Annotated in this window: 12 protein-coding genes; 7 read left to right on the forward strand and 5 right to left on the reverse strand. The window is 60.3% G+C overall.

What is annotated here, in order from left to right; genetic code table 11:
* Positions 1 to 678 precede the first annotated feature (678 nt).
* The 4 genes from mscL to BQ4888_RS05295 form a co-directional block, all read right to left on the reverse strand.
* Positions 679 to 1,104 carry a large conductance mechanosensitive channel protein MscL gene (gene mscL / locus BQ4888_RS05280; protein ID WP_092054595.1) on the reverse strand — a complete coding sequence of 142 codons (426 nt, stop codon included), beginning with the start codon at positions 1,102 to 1,104 and terminating at the stop codon, positions 679 to 681.
* A gap of 128 nt (positions 1,105 to 1,232) precedes the next feature.
* A complete protein-coding gene (locus BQ4888_RS05285; RefSeq protein ID WP_092054598.1) occupies positions 1,233 to 2,786 on the reverse strand; it encodes an aldehyde dehydrogenase (NADP(+)) in 1,554 nt (517 codons plus the stop codon).
* A 24-nt stretch (positions 2,787 to 2,810) separates the two neighbouring features.
* On the reverse strand, positions 2,811 to 4,640 hold the full coding sequence (locus BQ4888_RS05290) for an aldehyde ferredoxin oxidoreductase C-terminal domain-containing protein (protein ID WP_092054601.1): 1,830 nt from the start codon (positions 4,638 to 4,640) through the stop codon (positions 2,811 to 2,813).
* Between the two features lie 47 nt (positions 4,641 to 4,687).
* Positions 4,688 to 4,912: a MoaD/ThiS family protein gene (locus tag BQ4888_RS05295; protein WP_092054605.1), complete on the reverse strand. Its 225-nt coding sequence runs from the start codon at positions 4,910 to 4,912 to the stop codon at positions 4,688 to 4,690.
* A gap of 176 nt (positions 4,913 to 5,088) precedes the next feature.
* On the opposite strand from BQ4888_RS05295, the gene BQ4888_RS05300 reads away from it, so the two are divergent.
* From BQ4888_RS05300 to BQ4888_RS05330, 7 genes are all read left to right on the forward strand, one after another.
* Positions 5,089 to 5,901: a rhomboid family intramembrane serine protease gene (locus BQ4888_RS05300; protein ID WP_240746420.1), complete on the forward strand. Its 813-nt coding sequence runs from the start codon at positions 5,089 to 5,091 to the stop codon at positions 5,899 to 5,901.
* Positions 5,902 to 5,909: 8 nt separating this feature from the next.
* Positions 5,910 to 6,392 (forward strand): Cys-tRNA(Pro) deacylase, encoded by a 483-nt coding sequence (gene ybaK / locus BQ4888_RS05305; RefSeq protein ID WP_092054610.1) that lies wholly within the window; start codon positions 5,910 to 5,912, stop codon positions 6,390 to 6,392.
* Positions 6,393 to 6,439: 47 nt separating this feature from the next.
* Positions 6,440 to 7,270, forward strand: coding sequence for an SIR2 family NAD-dependent protein deacylase (locus tag BQ4888_RS05310; RefSeq protein WP_092054613.1), 831 nt, complete (start codon positions 6,440 to 6,442; stop codon positions 7,268 to 7,270).
* Positions 7,271 to 7,477: 207 nt separating this feature from the next.
* Complete coding sequence (locus BQ4888_RS05315) at positions 7,478 to 8,392, forward strand: substrate-binding domain-containing protein (RefSeq protein ID WP_092054616.1); 915 nt, start codon at positions 7,478 to 7,480, stop codon at positions 8,390 to 8,392.
* 18 nt (positions 8,393 to 8,410) lie between these two features.
* Positions 8,411 to 9,340, forward strand: a complete 930-nt coding sequence (locus BQ4888_RS05320) for a substrate-binding domain-containing protein (protein WP_092054618.1) — start codon at positions 8,411 to 8,413, stop codon at positions 9,338 to 9,340.
* A complete protein-coding gene (locus tag BQ4888_RS05325) occupies positions 9,340 to 11,211 on the forward strand; it encodes an ATP-binding protein (protein ID WP_092054621.1) in 1,872 nt (623 codons plus the stop codon). Before BQ4888_RS05320 ends, BQ4888_RS05325 begins: the two co-directional genes overlap by 1 nt.
* A 237-nt stretch (positions 11,212 to 11,448) precedes the next feature.
* On the forward strand, positions 11,449 to 12,087 hold the full coding sequence (locus BQ4888_RS05330) for a hypothetical protein (RefSeq protein WP_092054624.1): 639 nt from the start codon (positions 11,449 to 11,451) through the stop codon (positions 12,085 to 12,087).
* Positions 12,088 to 12,349: 262 nt separating this feature from the next.
* Here the strand turns inward: BQ4888_RS05330 and BQ4888_RS05335 are convergent, their stop codons facing one another.
* Positions 12,350 to 12,763 (reverse strand): DUF3617 domain-containing protein, encoded by a 414-nt coding sequence (locus tag BQ4888_RS05335; protein WP_092054626.1) that lies wholly within the window; start codon positions 12,761 to 12,763, stop codon positions 12,350 to 12,352.
* Between the last annotated feature and the right edge of the window lie 38 nt (positions 12,764 to 12,801).

A 12,801-nucleotide genomic window follows, 5' to 3' on the forward strand; every position in this document is an offset into this window, starting at 1 on the left:
AAATGGACCCTGCCGATCCGGGACTGGAAGGCGGCCCTCAACCGGTTTTCCATCCTGTTCGAAGACAGAATGCCAGCTTACTGATAACCGAAAACCAAACCATTTACACAAAATGATTTACACCGCCGCCGTTGATGACACCAGCCTGAGCCGCAGATGCGACAAAAAACGAAATACCCAGCAGCGTCGCCAATTTTTTCCCGAAACTTCTCCTCATTTTTTTCCTCCTTCTTCTTCCCTTGAGTTTAGGTCTTCTTCTTTTTTCGATTTCTTGCCCCAGATACGAAAGCCACCCATGTATCACCCCCCTCGCGCACCCTCCTTTCTTCTCAGAAAAAACCGGGGTATCGATTTATGCGTTCTCCGACGGGGAACATACTCCGCCATGAAACGTTTTTATCCAACGGAGAGAAACTCCGTCGACTTGTTCGGTTTAAGAGCAAGGGCAGTGCCAAGCTGGACGGAATTTCGCAACCGACCGATTTCATGAAGAAAAATCGAAAGCGTCAAAGAAAACGGAGAAAACAAAAACGCAACCTGGGCTGCGCTTCAGAGGGGGGAATGCGGTGAAAACAGGGAGGGAACGACCGAGGAGGGGACGCAACCGCGGCTGCTTAGTGCAACCGCGGTTGCGCGGTATTTACGGCAGATAAAACCGAATGATGGATGGGCAGGGAATTATCCCCGTTTTTGCAGGGCGTCGCGGATTTCCCGCAGCAGAACCACATCCTCCGGCGGTGCCGGCGGCTCGGCGGGAGCTTCTTCTTCCTTCTTGCGCAGAGAGTTGATCCCTTTGACCAGCATGAAGATAGCGAAAGCGACGATGACAAAATCGACCACGGTCTGCAGGAAAGCCCCGTAGTTGAGAGTCGCGGCGCCAGCCGCTTTGGCGTCGGCCAGGGTCGCGTAGGTTTCGCTCCCGAGGTTGATAAAGAGTCCGGTAAAATTGACCCCACCGAGCAGTTTGCCGATAGGCGGCATGATGATGTCGTTGACGATCGAAGTGACGATCTTGCCGAAGGCGGCGCCGACGATGATACCGACCGCCATATCCACGGCATTGCCCTTGACTGCAAACTCTTTGAATTCCTTAACCAGCGACATAGATCCTCCGTTTAAATGATGGAAATGAATTAATGGCCCAGCGCAAATGATAGCCCTTTTTTAAAAAAAATCAACCTCTACTGAGACCGCAAAATAATATAATTTCAGATAGATATGATCCGAATCCTCTAGTCGGTGTGGCCTTTTCTGGAGGTCCCCAAACCATCGGGAAGCAACGCGGGGGGAAAATTCTGATAGCAGACCGGACGCAAAAAACGCTGGATGGCCGCCGTGCCGACAGAGGTAAAACGGCTGTCGGTGGTGGCCGGATAGGGACCGCCATGGACCATGGCCGGACTGACCTCGACCCCCGTGGGGAAACCGTTGCAGATCAGACGCCCGGCTTTGACTTCGAGAATGCCCGGCAGTTCGGAAAAGGCGGAAAAATCACCGGCGGTGCCGTGCAACGTGGCGGTCAGTTGACCGCGCAGCCGCCGCGCCGCGGTCACCAACTCATCCCGGTCGGCGCACGCGACCAGCACCGCCGCCGGCCCGAAAATCTCCTCGGACAGTTCCCGCTCCTTGTAAAAAGAGGCGAAATCCGTGCGCAGCAGGACCGGGGCGGCCAGACACGCGCCAGAGGCGGCTTCCCCCACCTCCCCGAACGGCCGAACGCCCGCAATGCGGGAACGGCGACCAACCTCGGAAAGATACGCCTCGCGAATCCCACGATGCAGCATGACCCCGGCGGATTTTTCCCCGAGCATGGCGGAGACCCGAGAGGCGAAGGTCTCCAGATCCGACCCGGCGATGGCGAAGAGCAACCCCGGATTGGTACAGAACTGCCCGACCCCCAAAGTCAGCGCCTCGGCGAACCCGGCGGCGATCTCCGCCCCCCGCTCCCGTAAGGCTTCGGGGAGCAGAAACTGAGGGTTGCTGCTCCCCATTTCGGCGAAGACTGGTATCGGCTCATTCCGCGCCGCCGCGAGATTGAAAAGCGCCCGACCCCCTTTGAGCGAACCGGTGAAGGCCACCGCCCGCACCAGCGGATGTACCGCCAGGGAAGCGCCCAACGAGTGGGAACTTCCCTGAACCAAGGCAAAAACCCCGGCCGGCAGGTGACAACGACGCAAGGCAGCGACGATGGCCCGCCCGGCGAGTTCCGAGGTGCCGGGATGAGCAGGGTGCCCCTTGGCCAGCACCGGACAGCCCGCCGCCAGCGCCGAGGCGGTATCGCCGCCGGCGACAGAAAAGGCCAGGGGGAAATTACTGGCGCCGAAGACCGCCACCGGCCCCAGGGGAATATAACGCAGGCGCAGATCGGGCTTGGGCAACGGCGTCCGGTCCGGGTCACCCGGATCGATACGAATACCGCGATAATCTCCGGCTCGGACGACTTGCGCGAAAAGCCGCAGCTGATTCACCGTGCGCAGCTGTTCCCCTTCGAGGCGGGGCCGGGGCAGGCCGGTTTCCGCCCCGGCCCGGTCGAGCAGCTCATCCCCCAGGGCCAGCAGTTCCTCGCCGACGGTCTCCAGCAAAACCGCCCGCCGCTCCGCCGAGGCGTTCCGGAAGGTATCGAAATCGCGCTCGGCCGCCAAGGCGGCGCGATCCACATCCCGGGCCGTCCCTTCGCAGAAGGGCGGCTCCAGCGTTTCGCCGGTGGCGGGATTCACGGCCTGGAAGGTTTCTCCACAGGAAACCGGCTCCTCGCCGTCGATCAGCTGACATCCGGTGATTCTCATGGTCAGTTGCCCTTTCGTCAAAGATCAGGAGAGCTTGGGCAGTTCCGCATCAAAGACCGACCACACACGCTCTTGCAGGGCGGCGAAGAACTCCCGGGTGATGAACTTGGGCAGCTTGACGTTGGGGTTGGGCTGATCGAAAACAATGGACGGCAGCGCGTATTCAGATTTTTCATACCCCTGCCGCCGCTCCAGGGCCAACCCCAACAAGAACGCCCGCCGCACAGCGGCGTTGAGTTCCTCGGAGGTCACTTCGAGGCCGGTCGCCTCCTTGACGGCGCGGACAATGAGAGGATGGTCGATGGGCACCCCGACGAACTTGCACAGGCCGATCATGTCGTAGCCGACGATGAGCAGGCCGGTTTGGGTGATGGCGTCGACCCAGTAGTCGAGATCGGTCTTGCCCTGGCGCACCAGCAGCAGGTAGGTGCCCATCGACATGTGCCCGCCGGCGATGGCCCAGGCGTAACCAGGATTGGTTTCCGGCAGATAGGCAGGGAGCTCCATCCCTTTGACCTGGATGGCATAGCCGGTTTCGCCCAAATGCCGGGAAAGGCGCTTGGAGCCGCCGCCGATTTCCGGCGCCTTGCCGGTTCCGGCCAGATGGATCAACTCCTTGATTTTATCCAGCTCGCCGAAGGTCGCGCCATTGAGCAGGGGGGTATCCGGATGGCGCTGGTTGTAATCGAGCACATAGGCGATGGTGGTGCCGAGGGAGATGGCATCCATGCCGAGGTTGTCGGCCATCTGGATCAACTCCCCCGCCGGCTCGCCGTGGTGCAGACCCAAATTGGTCCCGAGCAAATTGAGGGGTTCGAAGTCGAATTTGGCGAGGAATTCGCCCTTGCCCCCGTTCGGCTCGCGGCGGTAGATGTTGTTGTGGCAGCGGATGCCGCAGCGGAAACAGCCGGCCGAGGCGACCTCCAGATCCTTGACCACGTTTTCGCGAAAGACCTGCTCGACTCCGTCGTTCCCCTTGGGCTGGAAATTGTTCTCGGGCACGGCGTAAAAGGCCTGCAACACCTCATAAGAGGCCCAGGTGCCGCCGTTCCCCCCCTGGGCGATGGGCTGGAAGCGGGCTGAGCCGCCGCCGTGGACGATCTCTTTGTTGATGGCGGCGATCTCCGCCGTCGGCTTGTCGAGCTTGTCGCGGCTTTGCGCCACCAGGGCGACAAGGTTTTTGTAGCCCATCAGACTGCCCATCCCCCCGCGTCCGGCGAAGCGGCACTTGTCGTCGCCGCTTTTGAGCTGGTTCTCGGTGCTCAGGGCCACCGCCCCCATGTAGTTGGCGCGATAATTCTCCCCGGCCGGACCGATGGCGGCGAAGTGGGCGTCGGGGTACTCCCGGCGCAGGGCCATGATCTTCTCGTGGGTGGTCAGCCCGAGCAGGTGCCCGGCCGGTTTCAGTTCCAGCCTCGGCCCCTGGTCGCTTTCGGAAATCACCGCGTAGACCGGGGTCGGCGAGCAGTGCTCGAAAATGATCTCATCCAACCCGGTCCACTTCAGCTTGTAACCGAATTTGCCGCTGGAGGCCGACCACATGGCGGCCGGCAGTCCCCGGTCCGAATGCTTGAGGGGGCTGTAGCCGGAAAAATAGGTGCGCATTCCGGTCATGATCGCCGAACCGGTCAAGAGGCCGGTGTTGACGATCAGGGGATTTTCCAGGCAATAGGCCTCGCGGATTTGCCGCTCGGCCAGCAGTTGAAAGGAGCGCCCGAAACCGCCCAGCACATCTTCCAGGTTGGCGCAGGGAACATCCTCGAAAACCATTTTGCCGTCGGCCAGATCGACGGTGCAGCGATGGTAGGAAATCCGCGAAGGATTGGAGACCGGATCGTTCGTTTCAATGCGCATGGGCACACCTCGCAACGGAGAAAAGGGCTGAAAATCGATAGAGCGGGCTAGCCGCCGGCCACCAGGGGAAAGAGGGCGAGCAGATCGCCGTCGCGCAGCACCCGGTCGAGGGTGGCGCGCTCGTCGTTGACGATGACGATGTCCGGCTGGTTCAGCGGGATATCGAGATCGAGCACCACCTGCGCCGCCGTAGTCCCTTCAGGGTAGGGGCGAAGTTCCTCGCGAAAGCGCCCCACCCGGAAGGAACCGTGAAGTCTGACGACAATATGCATGAAGAATCCTCCGACAACGACATCCGAATCCAATGAATGTCTTTAAATCCAAAATGTAAGTTTGCACAATTCAAAGGGCGAATTCAAGTCTTCCCTGCCCGGAAAAGCTTGAACCTTTGGAGCGTTTCTGCAATATTTTCGAAACAATTCACTTATCAAGGAAGGAACTTTTTCTTTTGGACTGGAAACGCTTTTTCGACGGACTGGGGATGAACGGCACCCGCTGGCAGTGGCGGATCATGCGTTGGGAGCGGGACTTCAAGAGCCTGCTCAAGGGGCAACCGACCAGCGGCGGCGCGGCCTTTTCCCTGAGCAAACTGATTCTCGTCGGCAATCTCATCCTCTTCTCGCTGATGATCGTGCAGGGTACCGCCCTCGGCCTCGGTGGCCGGGTGCTGCTGGCGCCGCCGACCCAACTGCTGATCCATTGGGGCGGCCAGTTCTGGCCGCTGGTCCTGCAGCAGGGGGAGTGGTGGCGCTGCCTGACCTACGCCTTCACCCACGGCGGCATCCTGCACATCGGCTTCAACATGATGGTGCTGCATCAGGTCGGGCCGCTCATCGAATCGGAACTGGGCAAGGCGCGCTTCCTGGTCCTCTACACCCTGACCGCGCTGACCGCCACGATCCTCGGCTACCTCTGGCATCCCATGACGCCGGTGGTGGGCGCTTCCGGCTCGCTCTTCGGCCTGATCGGCTTCGCCGTCGCCTACTATCACCGCCTTGGTCAACCGGGTCGTTATATCCGCGACTTCATGTTCCGCTGGGCGGTCTACGCCTTCATCTTCGGCCTGCTGGTCGGCGCCGACAACGCCGGGCATCTCGGCGGTGCCCTTGGCGGCGCGGCCCTCGGTCTGGTCATGCCCCTGCGTTATCTGCCCAAAAGCCCGGCGGCGAAATTCTTCAACCTGCTCGCCCTCGCCTGCCTGGCGGCCATCATCTATAGTCTGATCATGCTGGCCCTCTCCCTCGCCGGCGCTGCAAATTAGGAACGCTCATGGCCAAGGAGAAATTTCCCGTCACTCCGGCGATCCGCCTGCTGCGTGAGAAAAAGGCGGCCTTCACCGAACATCTCTACGCCTACGAGGACAAGGGCGGCACCGCCGTCTCCTCCCGGGAACTGGGCGTCGATGAACACGCCGTTATCAAGACCCTGGTGATGGAGGATGAGGCGGCCCGGCCGCTCATCGTGCTGATGCACGGCGACCGCCAGGTCTCGACCAAGGAACTGGCCCGCCAGATCGGCTGCAAGACCGTCTCCCCCTGCGCGCCGGCGACGGCGGACAAGCACTCGGGCTATCAGGTCGGCGGCACCTCCCCTTTCGCCACGCGCAAGGCGATGCCAGTCTATCTGGAGGAGACCATCACCGAGCTGCCGCGCATCTACATCAACGGCGGCAAACGGGGCTTTCTCATTGGGCTCGATCCCCGGGAACTGATTCGGGTGCTGCAACCGAGGTTGGTTAAGGTAGGGATTTAGGCTGAAGGCTGAAGACTGAAGGCAAACCCCTTATCGAGGAGGGCTACATGAATTCGGAACTGTTCCAGCGGGCGGCTGAGGCGGTCAGAGGCGCCGAGGCGCTGGTCGTTACCGCCGGGGCGGGGATGGGGGTCGATTCGGGGCTGCCCGATTTTCGCGGCGATCAGGGGTTCTGGAACGCCTATCCCATGTACGAACGGCTCGGCCTGAGTTTCGTCGATGCCGCCAATCCCGCGCACTTCCACCGCGATCCGGCCTTCGGCTGGGGCTTCTACGGCCACCGCACCAACCTCTACCGGAGTACCGTCCCCCACGCCGGTTTTCACCTGCTGCGGCAATGGGCCGAGCGTTTCGAACTCGACACCTTCGTCGTCACTTCCAACGTCGACGGCCAGTTCCAGAAAGCCGGTTTCGCCGAAGAGCAGATGCTCGAAGTTCACGGCTCCATCCACCATCTGCAATGCCTCACCCCCTGCTCTTCGGCAATCTGGAGCAACCGGGAAGAAATTCCCATCGATTTCGCGACCATGCGCGCCAAACACATCCCCCTCTGCCCCCGCTGTGGCGGCACCGCCCGCCCCAACATCCTCATGTTCAGCGACTTCTCCTGGATCGGCGGGCGCAGCCACGGCCAGCAGATGCGCTTCGACATCTTCCTCGAACAGCACCGCAAAGAGCGCCTGGCGATCATCGAAATGGGTGCAGGCAGCGCCATCCCCACCATCCGTTACACCAGCGAGCGCCTCGGCGAACGCGGAAACGCAACGGTGATTCGCATCAACCCCCGCGAACCCCATATCCGCTCGCCGCACATCTCCATCGCCACCGGCGCCCTGGAAGGGCTCACCGGCATCGACCGGGCGCTGGGACACCCCTAAACTTCTTCTGCGGCAGTCCCTTCGATCCGACGCCCTATACCTCCGCGCATGGGCGGCTTATCCCCTATTGATGATAAAAAATATCCGCGCGACTTGTGTTTTTTTTCGCGTCCACCGTAAACTTACAAAAGATTGATTAATTTACCCCAACTTCCCCTCTTACCCTGTGTACACGAACATTGTGAAACAACGCGTTAGGAGAATGCGATGGTCCGCTGGGCGAAATGCATTTTTTTCTGTTGCTGCCTCCCCCTGCTGCTGGTCCTGACCGCTTGCGAGGGAGAAGCGCCGCGCAGCGTCGACCTCAGCCGCCGAGAGACGACGAACCCTCCTTCCTACGACCCTGGAGAACCGGCGCTGAACCTGAGTATCGGCTCGATCGTCACTCCGGCCCAGGGGTACGTCTATTACGAGCAGCTGATCGACTATCTCACCAAAGAGCTGGGACGCCCCATCAACGTGGTCGATCCGGGCAGTTACGAAAAACTTCTCACCCTGCTCGAAACCGGCAAGGTCGATGTCGCCTTTGTCTGCAGCGGTACCTACGTCGAGGGGCAAAAACGCTTCGGCCTGGAGTTGCTAGCCGCCCCATTGGTGGACGGCAAGCCGCTTTATGACGCGAACCTGATAGTGCCCGAAGACAGCCCGGCGCAAAGCCTCGCCGACCTGCGCGGAAAAAAGATGGCTTTTGTCGATCCCCATTCCCGCACCGGCGGCCTGGTCGTGGCCAGGGAACTGGAAAGTCTGGGGACGACGCCGGAGGAGTTTTTCGCCAACGTCCGCTACACCTACGCCCACGACCAGTCCATCCTCGCCGTCGCCTACGGCCTGGTGGATGCGGCCTCGGTCAACAGCTTCATCTGGGATTATCTGCGCTCTCGCGACCCGAAACTGGCGATGAAAGTTCGGGTACTCGCCCGCTACGGCCCCTACGGCATCCCGCCGGTGGTCGCCGCCCCCCACACCGACGGGGAATTGCGTCGCCAGGTGCGTCAGTCCCTGCTGGAGCTGCACAAAAACGAACGGGGCCAGGCGATTCTCGCCGGCATGCATATCGATCGATTCGTTCCCACGAACGACGGCGCCTATGACTCGGTGCGTCAATTCAAGGGGATGCCATAACGGAAACAGGGAGGGGGCATGTTTCATAAATATTTCCGGACTATGCTGCTCTGCGGCCTGCCCTGGCTGCTACTGTGTTCGGCCTGCGACCGCGGCTCGGCACAAAAAATCAATCTCGCCGACCGGGTTGATCTGCCCGAAATCGAACAACGCTCGAATCCGCGAGCGCTGCGCCTCAGCATCGGCTCGATCATCACTCCCGAACAGGGCTACGTCTATTACCGGCAGCTGGTCGATTATCTGAGCAACCGGCTCGATCTGACAATCACCGTCGTCGATCCCGGCAATTACGGGAAACTCAATACCATGCTGAAAAACGGTGACGTCGATGTCGCCTTCGTCTGCAGCGGCCCCTATGTCGAAGGGCGGGAAGCCTTCGGGCTCGAACTGCTGGCCGCGCCGGTGGTCAACGGCGAAGCGGCCTACTATTCCAACCTGATCGTCCCCGCGAGCAGCCCGGCGAAAAGCCTGGACGACCTTCAGGGCAAGAGCTTCGCCTTCACCGATCCCCAGTCCAACAGCGGCTGCCTGGTTCCCGGCAACCAACTGGCGCAACGAGGGCACACCCCCGAGTCCTTTTTTGTCTCCTTCAGCTACACCTATGCCCATGACCGCTCGATTCATGCTGTATCCGAGAGTCTGGTCGATGGTGCCGCCGTCGACAGCCTGATCTGGGATTATCTCAGCGCCGCCGACCCGAAATTGCACAGGCGCGTGCGCGTCGTGGAGCGTTTCGGCCCCTTCGCCATTCCGCCGGTGGTCGCCGCGCCACACGTTCCCCAGGAGCTACGAGAAAAGTTCCGCCAGGCGCTGCTGACCATGCATCAGGATCCTCAAGGGCAAACGATCCTGCAAGGGATGCATATCGACCGCTTCACCCCCATCGACGACGGCGCTTACGACACCATCCGCCAGATGTTGAACACGATTGGACAGGAAACCCCCTGATGCCCTTTCTTACGGGATTGCGCAAAAAAATCTATCTGACCTTTGCTGGCCTCTCCCTCTTCTTTGGCCTGGCCCTGGTGCTGTTCGTCACCTTCGAGTATTCCCAGGAATTGCGCAGCGAGCTGGAAAAACGCGGCATTTCCATCGCCCGCCATCTAGCCCAACAGAGCATCGCCCCGATTCTCACCCGCGACCCTTTGACCATCAAGCTTAATGCCATCCAGGCGCAGGCGACCGAGGAAGATATCGTCTATATCTTCTTCCGCGACCCGCGCAACGGTGAAGTCTTTGCCCATACCTTCAGCAACGGGTTTCCCTCGGCGCTGCTCGATGTGAACCCCCTCCCCCCGCACGAAGACCACAGCATTACCCACCTCGCCACGGAACAGGGGAAGATTTACGATGTGGCGGTTCCGGTGGGCCGGGGCGGCCTCGGCCAGGTGCACGTCGGCATCTCGGCGCAACCGGTAAACAGCGCCGTCCAGCGACTGACCCGCGACATCGCCCTGGCCTCCCTGCTGTTGGCCGGGCTCAGCCTGCTCTTGAGCTTGCCGCTGTCGGCGGCCCTGGTGCGCCCTCTGGGGCAATTCACCTATGCCGTCCGAGAGTTGACCGCCGGGCGCTTCGGCCAGCGGATCGCCGAAGACGGACAGGACGAAATCGGCGAGTTGGCCCGTTCCTTCAACGCCATGAGCGAAAAGCTGCGCGACGCCCAGCAAGAGCTGCTCGAACGCAACCGCCTGCTCGCCGAGGAGGTGGACCGGCGGCGGCAGGCGGAGGGCAAGCTTGCCTCGCAGCTCAAGTTTTTGGCGACGCTGATGAACGAACTGCCCGAACCGGTTTTCTATAAAAATACCGAAGGGATTTACCTCGGCTGCAATCGGGCCTTTGAAGAGTTCTACGGCATTCCTCGGGACAGAATCGTCGGTCACAGGGTCGACGAAATCTTTCCGGAAGAGGAGGCTCGGGTTCACCTTGAGGCCGACGGAGACCTTTTCACCAACCCCGGCACCTGCCAATACGAGTTGCCGGTCATGGCGGCCGGGTTGCGCCCCCGGCAGGCGATCTACAAAAAGACCACCTACCAGGACAATTCCGGTCACATCGGCGGACTGGTCGGGGTGATGATCGATGTCACCCACGAGCGGGAAATCGACCAGATGCGCCGGGAATTCGTTTCGACGACCGCCCATGAATTCCAGACCCCGCTGGCGGCCATTCTGGGTTTCTGCGAACTGTTACAGCTACCCGAAGGGGAAATGAGCGGGAATCGAGAAGAATGCCTGGGCATCATCCACGAACGGGCCGAATTCCTCTCCCGTCTGGTCGACCAGTTTCTCGATGTCAGCCGCATCGAAGCCGGGCGCGATCTCCCCCTGAACCTCGGCGCCTGCCAAGTCGATCAACTGGTTCATGCCGTCTTGCGCAACCAGCGCGGCAACCGGCAGCGCTTTGAAGTACGCTTCCCTGAAAACTGTCCGGCCGTGTTGGCCGATGAAGACCGTATTTCCCAGGTCATCGAAAACCTGGTGAGCAATGCCGTGAAATATTCCCCCCCCGAGGGGCGCATCAGCCTCAGCGGCACCGTCGAAAAGCGTATGTTACGCATCGCCGTGGCGGACGAGGGGATCGGTCTGAGCGAGGAGTTGCGGGAAAAAATCTTCGATAAATTCTTCCGCGTCGACAGTCGCGAAACCGCCCCTTCCGGGACCGGACTGGGTCTCTACATCACCCGGGCCATCGTCGAAGCCCACGGCGGCCATATCAGCGCGTGCAGCCATTGCGGCCAGGGCACGACCTTTACCTTTACCCTGCCGTTGCTGGAAGGTACCGGCGACCCCGAGTTGCCGGAAGTGGAGTTTGCAATCTGATCCCTGTCGTTTTTTTGCGACAGTCGACAGTGGAATTGGTCCTATTTTTTGCGAATGTCTTTCAAAACTGTCTGCTATCGGCGACAAAAACAGCTGTCGTATCCGCGTCCATCTGATGATAACTTAAAAATTTCAGACAGATAGCAACACCGCCAAAACTGGCAGGGTTGCTGCATTAAAATCCCAGGCGTCTATATTTTCCAACGCTACCCCCAAACCCTTTATTGGAGTGTTTCTATGAAAATCCGCAATATCCTTTGTTGCACGGCACTTCTGCTCACCGCCACGACGGTCGAAGCCGCAGATGTCGGCTTCAACCTGAACCTCAACGTCGGCAGCCGGCGTCCGGTCTACGGCCTTCCCGCGGTTTCCGTTCCCAACTTCATGATCCCCGCCCCGCCGGTTTTCCTCGCCCCGCCGGGATTGGGTCTTTCCATCGCCATCGATATCCCCTATGACATGGTCTATATCGACGGTCTCTACTACGTCTACCACGGCAAAAACTGGCATCGCGGCCGCCATTACAACGGCCCCTGGACCCCGGTTCGTGGCGACCTTCTCCCCTATGGCCTGCGCAAGCACAAGCACAAGGATATCGTCATCCACCGCGACCGGGAATACCGCCGCTATCGGGAACATCAATCCCGGGGTGATTACCGGGGACAGGTCTATCGTCCAGTCGATCGTCGTGACCGTAAAGACTGGGACAAACATGATCGTAAAGACTGGGACAAGCGTGACCGCAGAGACCGAGACAAACGTGACCGCAAAGATTGGGACCGGCGGGATCGTCATGACCGGGATCACCATGACCGCGGTCATGACCGGGGCAAGGACAAAGGGAAGGATCGGGATCGGCGGCACGACCGCGACTGACCCTGTCGCCATTAGCCGACAGGTTTCGCAACGCAAGAAGGGCGACCCCTTAGAGTCGCCCTTCTTGCATTCTGGAATTGTGCCGAACACCTCATTTTTACAGGGATGAAGGGGATGAAAGGGATAAAACCGAAAAGACCCTATCCTGTCTATCCCTTTCATCCCTGTAGAATCCGATGTCTTTTTTAGGGGAAAGCGCGATCGATCACAAAGCGCCATGCCGCCGAACCCACGCCGCGGAGGGGCGTTTTTCATCAGCCGCCTAACGACAGGGACCGATGCGCTTGCCGCTCATATGATTGGTCATGGTCATCCCCTCGGGCATGGACATCTGCATGCTCCCCTCGAAGTGATCGCCATGATAGGTAATCTGTCCGTCTCCCCGGGTTTCTCCCCCCTCCCCCTTGCAGACGACGCTCCAGACCACGGTATTATCGTCGATCTGGTTGTGGGTCATGGTACATTCGTTGTCCGGCTGCTCGTTCTTGGGAACCAGATCCTGCTGGGTGATACATTGACTGAAGGTCATGGGCGGAATCTGCACCGGGATGCCGGGCATCTCCACCCGCGTGGTGATCTCCCACTGGCCCTCCTGCATGTCGACCGAACCGGCGGCCCACACTGGGCTTAGGCCCGCGGCGCAAAGGAACAGGAAAAAAAGCAGTTTCTTCCACATAAACAACCTCCCTGAAAATTGGGCGCCTTCGCGCCGGC

Source organism: Desulfuromonas acetexigens, from assembly GCF_900111775.1.
Lineage (GTDB): Bacteria > Desulfobacterota > Desulfuromonadia > Desulfuromonadales > Trichloromonadaceae > Trichloromonas > Trichloromonas acetexigens.